General features: G+C 34.2%; 15 protein-coding genes. 11 read left to right on the forward strand and 4 right to left on the reverse strand.

What is annotated here, in order from left to right; genetic code table 11:
* Positions 1-76: 76 nt before the first annotated feature.
* Both SCA31_RS12765 and SCA31_RS12770 read right to left on the reverse strand, forming a co-directional pair.
* Positions 77-658, reverse strand: coding sequence for an NAD(P)H-dependent oxidoreductase (locus tag SCA31_RS12765; protein WP_410697380.1), 582 nt, complete (start codon positions 656-658; stop codon positions 77-79).
* Positions 659-710: 52 nt separating this feature from the next.
* Positions 711-1,658, reverse strand: coding sequence for an NADP-dependent oxidoreductase (locus tag SCA31_RS12770; RefSeq protein WP_410697381.1), 948 nt, complete (start codon positions 1,656-1,658; stop codon positions 711-713).
* A gap of 89 nt (positions 1,659-1,747) precedes the next feature.
* On the opposite strand from SCA31_RS12770, the gene SCA31_RS12775 reads away from it, so the two are divergent.
* Positions 1,748-2,581 (forward strand): AraC family transcriptional regulator, encoded by an 834-nt coding sequence (locus tag SCA31_RS12775; protein ID WP_410697382.1) that lies wholly within the window; start codon positions 1,748-1,750, stop codon positions 2,579-2,581.
* A gap of 20 nt (positions 2,582-2,601) precedes the next feature.
* On the opposite strand, the gene SCA31_RS12780 is transcribed toward SCA31_RS12775, so the two are convergent.
* Positions 2,602-2,775, reverse strand: coding sequence for a hypothetical protein (locus SCA31_RS12780; protein ID WP_410697383.1), 174 nt, complete (start codon positions 2,773-2,775; stop codon positions 2,602-2,604).
* Positions 2,776-3,146: 371 nt separating this feature from the next.
* Here SCA31_RS12780 and SCA31_RS12785 point away from each other — a divergent pair, with 371 nt between their 5' ends.
* Positions 3,147-4,949, forward strand: a complete 1,803-nt coding sequence (locus tag SCA31_RS12785; protein WP_410697384.1) for a POTRA domain-containing protein — start codon at positions 3,147-3,149, stop codon at positions 4,947-4,949.
* Positions 4,950-5,144: 195 nt separating this feature from the next.
* On the opposite strand, the gene SCA31_RS12790 is transcribed toward SCA31_RS12785, so the two are convergent.
* On the reverse strand, positions 5,145-5,630 hold the full coding sequence (locus tag SCA31_RS12790; RefSeq protein WP_410697385.1) for a hypothetical protein: 486 nt from the start codon (positions 5,628-5,630) through the stop codon (positions 5,145-5,147).
* A gap of 203 nt (positions 5,631-5,833) precedes the next feature.
* On the opposite strand from SCA31_RS12790, the gene SCA31_RS12795 reads away from it, so the two are divergent.
* The 9 genes from SCA31_RS12795 (at position 5,834) to SCA31_RS12835 (ending at position 14,022) form a co-directional block, all read left to right on the forward strand.
* Positions 5,834-7,300, forward strand: a complete 1,467-nt coding sequence (locus SCA31_RS12795) for a hypothetical protein (RefSeq protein WP_410697386.1) — start codon at positions 5,834-5,836, stop codon at positions 7,298-7,300.
* Between the two features lie 418 nt (positions 7,301-7,718).
* A complete protein-coding gene (locus tag SCA31_RS12800) occupies positions 7,719-8,351 on the forward strand; it encodes a hypothetical protein (protein WP_410697387.1) in 633 nt (210 codons plus the stop codon).
* Between the two features lie 7 nt (positions 8,352-8,358).
* Positions 8,359-9,471 (forward strand): hypothetical protein, encoded by a 1,113-nt coding sequence (locus SCA31_RS12805; RefSeq protein WP_410697388.1) that lies wholly within the window; start codon positions 8,359-8,361, stop codon positions 9,469-9,471.
* 189 nt (positions 9,472-9,660) lie between these two features.
* Complete coding sequence (locus SCA31_RS12810; protein WP_410697389.1) at positions 9,661-10,122, forward strand: hypothetical protein; 462 nt, start codon at positions 9,661-9,663, stop codon at positions 10,120-10,122.
* 173 nt (positions 10,123-10,295) lie between these two features.
* The gene (locus SCA31_RS12815; RefSeq protein WP_410697390.1) at positions 10,296-11,162 is read left to right on the forward strand and encodes a hypothetical protein; all 867 of its coding nucleotides are present in this window, start codon (positions 10,296-10,298) and stop codon (positions 11,160-11,162) included.
* Between the two features lie 91 nt (positions 11,163-11,253).
* Positions 11,254-12,015, forward strand: a complete 762-nt coding sequence (locus tag SCA31_RS12820) for a hypothetical protein (protein WP_410697391.1) — start codon at positions 11,254-11,256, stop codon at positions 12,013-12,015.
* Between the two features lie 58 nt (positions 12,016-12,073).
* Complete coding sequence (locus SCA31_RS12825; protein WP_410697392.1) at positions 12,074-12,769, forward strand: SMI1/KNR4 family protein; 696 nt, start codon at positions 12,074-12,076, stop codon at positions 12,767-12,769.
* Positions 12,770-12,803: 34 nt separating this feature from the next.
* The gene (locus tag SCA31_RS12830) at positions 12,804-13,256 is read left to right on the forward strand and encodes a hypothetical protein (protein WP_410697393.1); all 453 of its coding nucleotides are present in this window, start codon (positions 12,804-12,806) and stop codon (positions 13,254-13,256) included.
* A 1-nt stretch (position 13,257) separates the two neighbouring features.
* Entirely contained in the window at positions 13,258-14,022 is a 765-nt protein-coding gene (locus tag SCA31_RS12835; RefSeq protein WP_410697394.1) for a hypothetical protein, read from the forward strand.

A 14,022-nucleotide genomic window follows, 5' to 3' on the forward strand; every position in this document is an offset into this window, starting at 1 on the left:
ATAATTTTTTTGCAAAAGTAAGGGAATTTTTTTAATTCATTCTATTGAGTACTACATGAATAGGGCCTTTTTGCTTTTATAGGGAATCTAAAACAGCCCAATCTTTTGTTTTGTCAAGCCAGCCTTTCCTGTCATTTTCACTAAGTTCATAAAGAGGACCTATAAAATGATTCGTAATGGAAGATACTCCACAGTATTCCAGAATACCTTTTTGTAGTTGAATAAGTCCGCTTGATCTGTATTCCTCTTCATACACAGCTATGGATAGATCTCCGGCAGTAGTAATGATTCTTCCTGATTTGCTGTTTAACAATCCCTCACTTGTTCCTTTTTTATTACTTTTAAATGCTATTCCCGGAAGAAAGGCCCTGTCAAAGAAACCTTTCATTATAGCGGGCATGCCAAGCCACCATATAGGATGGATCCATACCTGATGCTCACTCCATTGAATGTCTTCCAGCGCCTTTACAAGATCAGGCTCCAGTTCCATTCTTTGTTGATAGCCAAACTGTAGGTTAGGGTTAAAATCAAGTTCTCCAATGGCAATATATCGTACCTCTGAACCGGCATTGGTCGCCGAATTGATATAGGAATCTGCAATTACAGTATTAAAGCTCTCTTTGTTCGGATGCCCGTTGATGACAACAATTTTTTTCATGTGGTTTGATACAAATAGGGTTGAATAATTCTGTGTGAAATGTCTATAATGATCATAGTTTTACAACCACTTTGCCGATGGTACGATTTGTTTCAACCTGCAAATGTGCTTCAGCCATCTCATCAAATCCAAATACATGGGATACATGAGGTTTCAATATTCCATTTTGCAATAAAGAAGCAATATGCTGCATATCTTGTCCACTGGAATAAACAGACATAAAATAGCATGCGTGAAGTTGTTTTTCCTGAGCCTTTAGTTCATCCTCTTTTGTATATCCCGAGGGCAATGTGACAATAGTACCGAATGGCTTCAGCACCTGTACCGATTTTTGAAAATTGGCACCTCCAACGGCTTCCAATACAAAATCAATATCATGCAAAGCTTCCTCAAAGCAAACATTTCGATAATCAATAAATTCGTCTGCTCCTAGTCCCAATACAAAGTCTTTGTTTCCTGCAGAACCGGTCGCGACTACATGTGCGCCAATATGTTTTGCTATTTGTACTGCAAAATGTCCTACACCTCCTGATGCAGCATGGATGAGGACTTTATCTGTCGGCCTTAGCTTACCATAACGATCAAAAGCCTGCCAGGCCGTTAATGCTGCCAGAGTGCTGGCGGCAGCTTCAACATGGGATATGTTTTCCGGTTTCAGGGCCAGATGTTCGACAGGGGCGGCAACATATTCTGCATACGCTCTGCCATGTCCCACAAAATTAATCATCCCAAATACCTCATCACCAATGTTAAATGCAGTGGTTTCACTTCCTGTTTTGATTACTTCTCCCGAAATATCCCAACCCAAAATCAAGGGATTGTTCATTAGCAGATCTTCTGCTAACGGAGCCAGCCGACTACGAACCTTGACATCTACAGGGTTAATACTAATGGCCTTTACTTTAACAAGAACTTCGTTTTGCTTTATCTCTGGTATTTCTATATCCCTATAGATAAGGTTTTCAACACCTCCAAATTTTTCCAGCACGATTGCTTTCATATTGATATTTAATTTGTTTATGCAAAAATAGACCGTAAAAAAGATAAAAAACAGGTACATTTAAAGCTTGTTTGGGTATCTTTGCATCTATGGCAAGAGAAAATATCCATCAGTCCCTTGAAGTATTCTATGAAAAAGTAGAGGAGTGCCCGTTGCGTGACAGACTGTTCAATTTTTTTGAATTGGTGTATGTTATTTCAGGTAACGGAGTTCATTTGGTCAATGGGAATAAAATTGCTTATTCTGCCGGGGATTTGTTTCTGATTACGCCCAATGATTATCACGGGTTTGACCTGGACGGAATTTGTGAATTTCTGGTGGTTCGATTTGGAGAAAACTATATTCGGGAATATCAATGGAAAAGCATAGATCACATAGAATGTCTTTTATACTACGCTTCCCATTTGTCAGGTTCAGTATTGATCAATAATGATGACAAGAAAATGACAGGTTTACTGATGCAAAACCTGCAGCAGGCTATAGAGCATCAGTCAGTTTATAATGAAGATCTGATCCGTCATTTGGTAAATGCGGTGCTTGTACTTGCTGCAAGAAATATTGCCGTGATTAAACCAGAGAATATTTCCTCTGGTGCAGATATCCGTATTTTGCAGATACTGGATTATATTCAGGAATATATTAGAGAACCTAAGCTTCTGAAAATAGAAACTATAGCCAACGAATTTGGATTATCTCCAACCTATCTTGGAAGTTACTTTCGTAAGCAATGCAATGAATCTATACAGCAATATATCTCTTCATACAAAATCCGGTTGATAGAACACAGATTGCGTTTCAGCGATAAAAGGGTACATGAAATTGCTGATGAATTTGGATTTGCCGATGAAAGCCACATCAATAAGTTTTTCAAAAGGCACAGAGGTAAAAGTCTTAAGGCCTATAGAGTAGAAGTGAGCAGCTAAGCACAGGATGATTCAAAAATCTAAAGATCACTAAATACATTGATAATAGCAGCAACAAGCTCTTTTTCCACAGGAGGGTTGGAAGATGCTTCCGGTACCATTGCCCGCAGATTACCCTCATCATCACGCTCGAAAACTACTTCACAGCCATCAACATCAACGTAGAACTTGTAACCGTGAGAAAAGGTTGCCAATCGTACATTAAATGTTAGTTCTTTGCCTTTATAAGTTACGGGTAATTCAAATTCTTCCATTAATTGCAGGGTCTATGTATTCAAAATTCTAAGCAAAGTTCGGAAATCTTATTTTAAAATACCTGTTTTAAGGAATGTTTTGAGGTGTTTTATTATAATGTGCTGACTGTAAGGATAAAATGAAAACGCAATAGCTGCTTTATCAAATTTTTTCAAAGAAGATGTATTCTGATCGGGATAAAAAATAGCTTAGGAATGAAATATTTTAAATAATAATGAATATCTTGCCTTTTGCATGAAGAAGCTCGGGATAGTAGTATCTGTTGGCTTATAAATTGATGCTGTAAACTTTATTGAATTTTTGATTATTGATGAACAAGTCGGCTATATTTTTAATTTTCTTTTTAAATGGTTTTTTCTTTTTAAATGCGCAGGAAAAAAAAGACTCTCTTTATTACAAAATAGAAGAATTTTCGGATAAAAGAAAAGTTACCAAATTCATCCATCGCTTGATATTCCGAAGGGAGGCTGATTCTACCTCTGTTAAATCCAGAACTGAAAAAATGCTGCAGGAGACTTATAATAAAAAGTACATCCGAAACATCAGGGTAGAAACCATTGATCCTTTTGGATATGACTCGAAAGACGAAAAAGAAAGATTAAAATGGTACGATTGGATTAAAGATCATCTCCATGCTGCCACGAGAGCCTCTACAGTTGATAATTATTTACTTTTTAAGGAAGGTGAAGAATATAATGCACAGAAACTCTATGAATCTGAACGTTTACTGAGAGCAACACCTTTTATCAATAGAGTTAATATCAGTGTTTCTGACAGTACTTCCAGCAAAGATTCTATCGATATTGTTGTAAGAGTTCTGGATTCCTGGAGTTTAAAACCCAGAATTAGTTATTCCGGAAGCAAAATAGGTTTAGGAGTCACTGAAGAAAATGTATTGGGATTAGGACATACATTCGATTTTCTTTATAGAAATGATTCCAAGGAAAAACAGGACTATCTTTTAGGAAGCTATACCACCTACAATCTTTTTGGCTCGTATATCAATGCTCAGATTTTGGGCGAACGGGACTTTGTAAGAAATGAAAGAATTAATTTTAGTGCCAGAAGAGACTTCTTTTCACCCTTAACGAAATGGGCAGGTGGCTTTACGTTTGAGTATTTTAAGCGAAATGTTTTACTCCCAACAGAAACTGCGGATACTAATTTTCCTGAAGTTCAAATTAAAGTATACAGTCAGGATTTATGGGGTGGTTATCAAATTCCGATTTCTTCTGATTCTAATGAAAAAGTCTCCAGTAATATTGCTGTGATAGGAAGATTTCAGAATTATCAATATAAAGACAGTCCGGGAATTGACCAGTATAAGTACTTTAGCTCCTACAACAGCTTTCTGATGTCTATTGGATTTATCAACAGAAAATTTTCGGTGCAGAAGAATATTTTCCAATACGAGCTGCCGGAGGATATTGCTTATGGTAATTCATTGAATCTTACCGCAGGAGCTTTATCAAGAACTAAAGAAGTAAATCCCTACGTAGGAATTTCTGCCTCTTATGGTAATTTTACAAAACTGGGTTATTTCAATTTAAAAGCGCAGTTTGGAAGGTTTTTTAATGAAGATAATCAAAATCGTGAGTCTTTTCGCCTGGACGGAACCTATTTTACGAATCTTATGGATTGGAAATTTGCCAAAGTAAGACATTTCTTTTCTCCGACTTTAGCATTAGGAAATCCACAGCATAATTATTCCTATAAAGACAGAATAAATCTTACTTCTGCAGATGAGTTTCCTGTTTACAATTCAGACTATATCGGAACTAAAAAGTTGGTTTTGAGATATCAGCTTCAGCTGTTTATTAATAAAACCTGGAAGAATTTCCATTTCAGTCCATACTTAACGGCAGCAGCAGGATGGTTAGGAATGCCGGATGATAAACTGTTTAAAACAAAGACAAACACAAAAATAGGAATTGGTGTTTTAATTAACAACCCGTATCTGGTTTTCAACAGGATTCAAATTTCGTTCACCTATTATCCTCGTGTTCCTTTCGACAATAATTCTGCTTTAGACTTTAACAGCAACCGAAATAATATGTTACCAATGAACAGCTTTACAACAGATATTCCTCACTTTGTGAATTTTGGAAATTAATAGTCCTGCCGGTTATCGTCTGGCTGAGGTATTTTTTATCTCATTTTATACTTTAATAATTTAAGATTAAATTATATTTTCTTTCGAAAGGCGAAAAAAAAGTTCGATTCTAATAAGGCATAAGGCCAAAGAGAATCGAACTTTTTTCAATATTTGATTAGGGGATATGCTTCCTGAAAAATAATCTTAAACGACTTATTTCTTTGGATGTAAAGAGAGATTATCCATGTAAACGGCCTGATGCACCCCATTCAGTACAACTTTCAGTCCCAAATGCGAATCTTTCTTTAAAGAAATATTTACTACTTTTTTCTCCCCCGTTATCTTTGAAGGTTTAGCAATTGAAACATATGATTTTGTGTCAGAAGGATTGTTTATTGAGAAAAGCTCCAATGTGGTTTCTCCTCCGTTATCAGAAAGATCAAGGGAAAGGGTATAGTTTCCTGCCTTAATTTTTGGAGTCACTAAATACATATTTTCTCCCGGGCTGGTCATTGAATAAAAAGTGATTTTTTTATCATTAGCATAAAGCATTGCTTTTCCAGACTGAGCTGTCCAGCATTTGTTAATATCCTTCCATGTATCAAAATTTTCTACAAGGGTAGATACCGTTTTACATTGTGCATTGGCTGTTAGAAGTCCGCCGAAAACAGCTATTCCCGTTAATAAGAGTTTTTTCATGTTAAACTATAAAATTGTTAAGTAAAAATAGGGAAAAAGGCTGTATTGAAAAGGTCTTGTTTTTATGATTTAAGTTAGGTTTGGATACTCTGAACTATTTTATTTCTGAGAATTATTATCATAAAATATAGCCGATAATCGGGATTGTCTTATTTTTCAATTCTCTTTAATATTGACTAATATGATGAATAATATTTCAAAGCATGAAAATAATAGCATTTAGTTTCCTTTTTATGTTGACATCCGCTACGGCTTGTACACAAAAACAGGATATTTCTCCAAAAATAAAGACCATAAATAGTATTCCTTTTTTAACCAAGCAAAATGATTTTATCTATGTAGATAAAACAAGTTTGAAACCTGTCACGACTCAAAAATTCAAAAGTGCATCAATATATACTCCTACAGGTTTTGCAACTGTTGGAAATGAAAAAAATGAATATGCTGTCATAGATGAAAATGGTAAAATAGTGCTGGATTTTTCAGCTGATGAGATTCATTTAGATGTTGTAAACGGACTTACATTTTATAAAAAAGATATTGAATACGAAAAGAAAATGCCTGCCTGGAAATGGGATTGGAATATCATGGGCAGTGGTGTCAAAAAAGAACAAACCTATCATAAAATTGAAATTGGAGTTTTAGAAACCAAACAAATCTTACTTAGTGAAGACATTCCTTATCTGGATGATAATTATTATCTGAACTTTGTTTCAGTAGATGAAAATCATGTTTTTTGGAATGAAAACCTTTACGAAATTAAAAAAAACCGTTTAAATAAAATAGAAAAAAATATTGCTGAGCTGTTAGAAAATAAACGTTTTATCAAAGCTTCAAATACAGATTTTTCAATATATGAACTGGGTCAGAAAAAAACAGTTCACAGCGGGCTGAAAGGCTCACAAACACTTTCAATCCAATTTGGAAAGGAAACTATAACGCTGAAAGAAATTAATAAAGAACGCTATGAACCAGAAGTTCCTAAACTTTTAGTAGATTATAAAACCAATGATGTTTATCCTTTTCCACAGTACGAAAAGGTATTTCCGAAAGAAATTACAAAGGCAACAGCTTCACAAGTTGACTTCATTAAGAAAACGTCTTTGGTATATTCTATAACCAATTCACCTTATTTTTTATTGGGTGTTTTTAATTATGATCATGAGGTTTGGGCATTCGATTGGCTTTATATCGATACCAAAGGAAATGTTGCAGACTCCATTGATAAATATAATTTTAAGGTTTTGGACCAGCTTGGAAATATGGTATGGCCTGATAGAAAAATGATTTTGCCCGATCAATTCATTAACAAAGACTGGAAATTTGGAAAAATAAATTCTTATCAAGGCATGAATGATTTATATCTTATTCGAATTGAAGACAAAAAACAACTGAGAACCATGGGACTGTGGAGTAGCGATAAAAATACTTGGGAGATAAAGCCAGAATACCATGCTATTTCAGTTTTGGATACAGAAAAAGAGATCTATGCTCTTCAAAAAGAAGAAAATGGTTTGTATACGCTTTATGATAACAAGAACAAAAAAAATATTGGATCAAAAGCTTATAAATCCATTAATTCGGATGGTTTGGTGAATGTCAAGCTTAGTTCGCAGGAAAGTATTTATTATTATATTGATATCTATTCCGGACAAGAATACAAAGAGTGATCATATAAATATGCTTACCATCATTTACATAAATCTATCAACTAAATATTTAATCTGAATATGCTTTCATCCGCAGATTTACACCTTGAAAGAGCATTGATTCTCACTGCTTTGATCCTATTTTTAGGAGCGGGGTTTTCCTATATGTTCATTATTTTTGTTATTAATTCTGTAAGAAAAAAACAAAAAAATGCAATTTATTATATCCTTTCCTTTCTAATTTCCGGAATTATTGTATTAGCTTTAGTCACATTTTATTTTTATATGATGTTAATTGAATAGATTGAAATCTATATACCCTAAATCACTTGACAAAAACGAAATAAACTGGAATGGATTAAACCCGATTCAGGGTGAATTATATGCTCCGGAAAAGAATACAAAAGAGAATCAAATAAAAAAATAAAATATTACAACCATGATTTTTAGAAAGCTATTGCCTGTTGTTGCTTGTGTTATAAGTATGTCATCTTTTGCCCAGATAAGAACAGGAGTATATTTTTCTTCAGATAAAAAATACAATGAAATTATTGAAGATGTTGGAAATCCCTTACCAGGAAATCCGGTGATGATTGTACAATCATTTGTCCCTAATTATGGAAGTTATATTTGGTTTTTGAATGAAAGCAAATCTGAAAAACCTGCTTATTTGGATGAAAGTCCAAAAGATTTGCATGCCGGGATTTTTCTGGAAGATCATGGCGGGCTCATTCCGCAGATCACCTTTAAAGACTTTGCAGGAGGTCTGGCACAACCTAAGTATCTCGTTAATTTCTGTGAAATTGGTGATGCAGACAATGATGGTTTTCCTGAGTTTTATCTTACTTATTTTGAAGAATCTGACGGTTTAGATGCCAAGCCCCTGAAAGTCATTGTCTATACCAATAAGGGTGAAAAAACACTTTCAAAATCAAAAATTACCGGATGGATTCCATTTCAGGAAGAAGATCAATATCGTGAAGAAAAAGATGCCAATTTCAAATTATTGCCCAAAGCGATAAGATTGAAAGCCGAAAAAATATTGAAAGATGCGAAAAACGGAATGAACTAGAAAATCTATGAAACTACCCAATCACTGGCATCGCTTTATCAAAACATTTCAGAAGAAATTTGATTCTGAAATAGTGTATGACATAGTACATGTTTTTCAAGATAAAGAAGCCGTCAACGAGCGTTTTACTACTTACGAGTTCGAAACATATTTGCCTGATTATATTCCGGTAGCTGACGACTCTGGAGGTCAGCTAGCTGTAATTTCTAAGAATGATAGGGATACAAAGGTATATCTTACCTCATATGGAACACTACAGGAAAAAGAGTTCAAAATATTGGATCGTGATTTACTGCATTGGATGCAGCAAAAATTTCCTTTTGATAAAGAAGATGATAGAATGTCTGAAATAACAACAGAACAAAAAGCGTCATTTGAAAGAGAAAATAATCAACTAATACAAAAGGTCAGTCAATATCCATTGCTCCTGAATTTCTGGAATCAAACGTATTCAGTTGAAAATTTATGTCTGCCGGAAAACTATCCCGAAGTAGAAGATATTCTGGCGTTCCAAGAGGGATATGCTTTTAGTTCTGTTGTAAGTGAAAAATTAATAGGAGAAAAGGCTGGAGACTTCAAGGAAAGTTGGTTAGTGATTGCCAGCAACTATTTTGCAGATCCTTTTTTTGTTGATTTTAATGATGCACAGGAGAATTTCCCTGTATATTTCGCCTTTCATGGTGCGGGAAAATGGACCCCTATAAAAGTTACAGATCGTATCAATGAATTTCAAGAAATACTGAACAAGATTTTCGAAAATAGATTTGATAGAAACTATCTTGATTCTTTTCTAAAAGAATTAACAATTTCAGGCAACGAGTTTTGGGATGAAGTGCGCCAAAATGTTTTAGATATGCCGGATCGTACACAAGAAGAGCAAAACGAAAAGAGTGACGAGTCAGACTGGCGCGAAGCCGAAGTATACATCATAGATATAGGTCCCAATAAAATGAAAATTGTTTCTTTATTAAAGGAAGCATACCAATTATCAGGGACTGAAGCTCTTCAAATGAGTAAACAAAACCGAATTTTATACCACAAGGGCCCTTACAAATGGATACAAGCAAGTGTTCAAGAATTAGAAAATTTAGGGGTAACAGTAGAAATAGTCATGCTATAAATTGATGATGATGATGGGGGTAAAGGAACATCCCTGAAAATGATGAAAAACCACCATTTTCAGGGATGTTTTCATCTGGCATCTTTTGTTACTTTTAACTCATATATTTTTAAAAGTAAAGCGGTGAAATACCTCATGATTTTAACTTCATTTTTAATATTGTCCGGCTGTAAAACCGATGCGCAAAAATTGAAAATTTCTGCCATTTATACTGAACCCAAAAAAGTTACCAGAGAAATTCCTGGAACAGATTCAACACATACTTTTACAACTCGTACGGAAGTTACAGAGCGACTGGCTCCTATGATTTTTATGCTTTCTAAAAATGCTGAAATACTCAAATTTCGTATACAGGGAAATATCAGTTCCAGTGGACATTCCATTCATCAGATAAGAAAAATTCGTTTTGAAAAAGGAGAACAAAATGGAAATTACATGACCCTGAGGTATTACGTAGAGATTAAAAAAAAGCCAGGCAAAGAAAGTGCTAATGTACAAGGATATAACTATACCAAAGATGAGGCCTACAAAATACCAGATGATGTCAAATTAATAAAAATAGAATTGTACGAGGATAGGATCAATGAGATATCAGATACGAATCCCAAGCTTATTGCCGAACCAATCTTTAATTTTTTTGCAAAAATCTAAATACTTGAAAATGATAATACGTATTTCGGTACGTAAAATAAGATACCAATTCTATGAAACTTTACAACTACGGGATGACTTCAAAAGCAGGATTTCAAGATTGTGCTCCAATTTTGAGAATTATTTTTTAACGAAATGGAATGCTCTTATTGAAGAATATTAAATATTAAGTTATGGGTAAAAGCAATAATAAGATAAATCTTAGTGAAGAAGAGGCTGTAAAAATAATTGTTGAGCTTGATCAGATTGTCGTTTCATTTGACAAAATAAAAAGTCATTTTGCAGAAGAAAAGGATATCCAGAAACATGATAGGACCCTCAGCGATTATATTGTTAACGAAAAAGTAAATCAGACACTGGCACAAATCAGAAGTTTATTATCTTCCAAATTTTCGCTTACAATAGGTGAAGATGATAAAGATGATCTGGAAAGAGTATGTAGTAGGAATCAATATTGGTCTCCGGAAGATAAGAAAATTCCTTCCCTTTCTTCCAATGTTGAAAATTGGCATGAAGAAAATTTATCAACACTTACTTATTCGATAATCAATGATTTTAATTGTCTCTATCAGCTTCTAACCAAGAAAAAACAAAATATTTATGCCTTTGCTTTGGTATTGGATGATGATTGTATAACTGCTTATTCGGTAGTTTCTACAAAAGAAAGTTTAAAGAAACTTCATAAAAATAAAGAATGGGACGCTCCTGAATGGTGTTGGGGTGTAGGAGAGGGGGATGTGAAAGATGGTGTAAGCCATTTTATTGAAAGGCTTTTGAAGCATTATTGGAATAATATTGCACCATTATTTAAGCAAGGTTTTGATTATGCTCCGGAACGTCAAAAAAATCTACAGTTATTTACAGATGCAATGTGTAGGGCCAAGCATGAACTGGTGAAAAAATATGGCAATGAAGTCGAAAAGATGGCTTTTTACATCAGTATACCGGGAGAACCGATTGTAGAAAAAAACAGCGCATTAGCCATTAATAATAAAGATAATACGAAAGTAAAAGAGCTATTGGATAGCTTATACATATAAAAAACAGAGTACTTTCTGCAGATTAATTTGAAAACAAAATTCAACAAAGCGGAAATCAAATGTATTTTACTTTAAAAATATCCATTTTTATATGAATATGAAATTAATTGATTGTACCAACCATAATTTACAAACATTTGGAGTGGTTTGCGGACATCTTAAGACCGATGGAAAGAATTTAGGCTTCCATGAAGAAGAAGCTGAAGACCAAAGGAAACCCGATGCGTGGTGCAATGATTGTCATGAGCGCTGGCAATTTATGAATCAATCTGAAATAGAAAGAGAGCAGTGGGAAGAGATATGCGATTTTAAAGTGGTATGTGGAGTTTGTTATGAAAAAATTAAAGAAGAAAATCAGACGGTCAATAATTTTGATATAGAAGTTTTGCCTGTTGAAAAACTCAAAACTCAACTTTCCAAACAAGAATATTCAACCATGGCAGCTGAATATTTCCCGGTGTGGGTGCCTGATTTGTACGTGGATATGATTTCAACTCTTGAGACACAGGTTATTTCTATAGAATCAAAACTGCTGAATGTAGAAGAAGCTTTGAAAGTAAATCTATATCGAGAAAAAACAGAGGAATGGATTTTTGCAACAAGCACAGGTGAGGATTATTGGACATTTGATACAGAGCAAAACATTATTTATTACGAAAGAGTAGGAGATGAATTCGTTACAAAAAAAATGAATATTCATTTTGATGAATGGCTGCAGTTTTGTTTTCTTCTACAAAAATTAGATCGTATTCAGGAAAAATATCTGGTTACTATTGCCCTTCAGAAAGCATTACAACAAAGCTTTTCTATCATCAATCCAGTATTAGTTGATCACTTTAAAAATATTATTTAATGATAAGTCGTCCGGGAAAATACCAGAAATGTTTAGAAAACAGGTTTAAAACATGCCTATGAATACTTTACAAGACTTAGAAAAGGAATTTAATTTTACTTATCCTGAGCTGTATAAACAATTATACGATGACGGGATGATCATTGACGATATAGGCTGGAATACCGATGTTCTTTTTTCTGCGTTAAAGAAAAATCCTCCTTTGCTTTTATTTGGAAACGATATCGAAATTTGGGAGCCCATCTCTTTTCGTGAAGGAATCAGGGAAATTATTCATCACGAGGTCTACGACATCGACCCCAAATACCGAATGGTTCCTTTTGCAAGCAATGGTGCTGGTGATATGTATGTTTTTCAATTGGATAGGCAGGTGAATGGAGAAGTTCCCATTACCTTTTTTCGGCACGACTCAGACGCTGAAATTGTAGCAAAAAATCTTCAGGACTTTATCTTTAGACAGCTTTTGGAATCTTTAACAGAAATAGATGAATATTCAATGTTCTATGAGGATTCTGAAGAGAAAATCAAACAAAATCTGGATAATCAGCTGAAGACACACCGTAAATATTTAAGACCTGAACAAACTGAAATTCTGGAGAATGTTCACCAACGCAATATTTTTGAATATACCTACAGAAATAATGGTAGTGAGTTCAAAAGAAATGGTCTGCTAACCTTTGATGAATTTGAAAAACTCATTAAGCAGGAAATTGCTTTTGAAAAATTAAATACAAAATTTGATTATTGGAAATAGAGTAGTTGCTCAATACTTATAAAAAAACACAATGATGAAAAAGAATTTTGTCTTCCCGTTTTTGAGTGCCCTGTTGATTATCCTCTTCAGTTGTAAAAATCTGGAAAGGAAAAAAACAAATTTCCAGAATTATCTGAAAAATACCAACTGGATTGTTGATAGTGGCGGACTTATGACCCCAGATGGCGAGAAAATCTATGATCTATCCAAAAGAATAGACACTGCCATTATTTTCAACTTTCATGCTGTAAATTTTTTGGATGAAGAAAAATTCAAAAGTTATGACGCATGGCAATGTGGAAACGATTGCTTCACAGAGGTACATGGCAGATATTATTTTACGGAAGCCAACCAGATAAAAATGGAAGTCGATAGTATTAGAAAATCTGAATTTTGTGACGCGCCTACACAAATATTCAAACCATCAAAAGTCATGTCTTTTACCCTTTCAAAAGAAGGAGAAAAGCTAAAATTAATAAGAAAATAGAATGACAGATTTAATAAGAATATTCCCCGCTTACGAAGCCGTATTTTATGATGACATTGAAAATCATAAAAAATATTTTCTTCCGATTTGTTCAATTAATTTAAAGATGATTGATCCATCAGAAGATCAATGGCTGCATATTGTTTCTGTAAAGGAAATTTATGACGGTTGTGTCGGGGAAGATAAGCCGGAATATCACACACAATTTACCAAAGCCGATATGTTTGGCTTTGATGTTATTGACGGCAAATACAAATTTGATGCAGGTTGGAATTATTTTTCAGCACATACCGAGATCACTCCGGAAGATTATGGAAACAATTATTCAGATTTGGAAATTGAATACAATATGAATGAGGTGATGTATCAATTAAAAAAGGAATATTACCAAAAACACAATAAGCTTTATGATAAAGATTTCAATCGTCCGGGTTTAGAGGTCTACGACATTCGCCGTTTAGAGCGTTTACGAAAGCTTACGGTTGAAGATCTGGAGAAAGATGGTTACTCAGAATATGCGGAGGAACGTTTGCAAAATAAGCTTTTCGGTATTTTTGAAGAACTTAATACCAATGTGCTCCCCCTAGAAGAATGCAATTTCGGAGGTGGAAACCTCATTGAAAAACCCTTTAAAACCGACGGAACCCTGATGGATTATATTGCATGTTTGGAAGGTTATGATTTTCAACAAAATTCTGCAGACCAAGTGTTTTTATTTTATGACAAAGAGCTTAAAAAGGCAGTCATTTGTTTAGAATACACTTAA

The sequence above is a fragment of the Chryseobacterium sp. SIMBA_028 genome (assembly GCF_046535285.1).
Classification (GTDB): Bacteria; Bacteroidota; Bacteroidia; order Flavobacteriales; family Weeksellaceae; genus Chryseobacterium.

Bases quoted from the DNA above. Each gene is read 5' to 3' on its own strand.
- SCA31_RS12785 (WP_410697384.1), top strand. From the start codon at position 3,147: ATGAACAAGTCGGCTATATTTTTAATTTTCTTTTTAAATGGTTTTTTC.
- SCA31_RS12795 (WP_410697386.1), top strand. From the start codon at position 5,834: ATGAAAATAATAGCATTTAGTTTCCTTTTTATGTTGACATCCGCTACG.
- SCA31_RS12815 (WP_410697390.1), top strand. From the start codon at position 10,296: ATGGGTAAAAGCAATAATAAGATAAATCTTAGTGAAGAAGAGGCTGTA.
- SCA31_RS12770 (WP_410697381.1), bottom strand. From the start codon at position 1,658: ATGAAAGCAATCGTGCTGGAAAAATTTGGAGGTGTTGAAAACCTTATC.
- SCA31_RS12820 (WP_410697391.1), top strand. From the start codon at position 11,254: ATGAATATGAAATTAATTGATTGTACCAACCATAATTTACAAACATTT.
- SCA31_RS12835 (WP_410697394.1), top strand. From the start codon at position 13,258: ATGACAGATTTAATAAGAATATTCCCCGCTTACGAAGCCGTATTTTAT.
- SCA31_RS12825 (WP_410697392.1), top strand. From the start codon at position 12,074: ATGAATACTTTACAAGACTTAGAAAAGGAATTTAATTTTACTTATCCT.
- SCA31_RS12805 (WP_410697388.1), top strand. From the start codon at position 8,359: ATGAAACTACCCAATCACTGGCATCGCTTTATCAAAACATTTCAGAAG.
- SCA31_RS12765 (WP_410697380.1), bottom strand. From the start codon at position 658: ATGAAAAAAATTGTTGTCATCAACGGGCATCCGAACAAAGAGAGCTTT.
- SCA31_RS12775 (WP_410697382.1), top strand. From the start codon at position 1,748: ATGGCAAGAGAAAATATCCATCAGTCCCTTGAAGTATTCTATGAAAAA.
- SCA31_RS12790 (WP_410697385.1), bottom strand. From the start codon at position 5,630: ATGAAAAAACTCTTATTAACGGGAATAGCTGTTTTCGGCGGACTTCTA.
- SCA31_RS12800 (WP_410697387.1), top strand. From the start codon at position 7,719: ATGATTTTTAGAAAGCTATTGCCTGTTGTTGCTTGTGTTATAAGTATG.
- SCA31_RS12830 (WP_410697393.1), top strand. From the start codon at position 12,804: ATGAAAAAGAATTTTGTCTTCCCGTTTTTGAGTGCCCTGTTGATTATC.